The organism is Ulvibacter sp. 2210JD10-4 (assembly GCF_058148525.1).
Genome location: NZ_JBYVJZ010000126.1, coordinates 1 through 232, shown reverse-complemented (window position 1 = coordinate 232; position 232 = coordinate 1). Strand labels below are relative to the sequence as shown.

Below are 232 nucleotides of genomic sequence, written 5' to 3'. Positions count from 1 at the left end.
TTTATGACACATGTAATTAAATTTTATACCATAATATTTATATTGGCATTTACTTCTTCTTGGCGGGATAAAAATAAAGACGACGAGGCTGAAACGAATGCTGTTATAGAAAAAATTGAAGCAGTTGACGCTGAAGCCGACGAGATTTCAGAAAAAATTGATACAGAAGTAGAAGAACTTGAGGAATCATTAAAAGAATTAGATAGCATATAAACCACACATATTATGAAAA

Annotated in this window: 1 protein-coding gene; it reads left to right on the top strand. The window is 30.6% G+C overall.

What is annotated here, in order from left to right:
* The coding region (locus ACY2RT_RS15740) for a hypothetical protein (protein WP_490156843.1) at positions 1-213 on the top strand (213 nt) is incomplete at its 5' end.
* Positions 214-232: the final 19 nt, after the last annotated feature.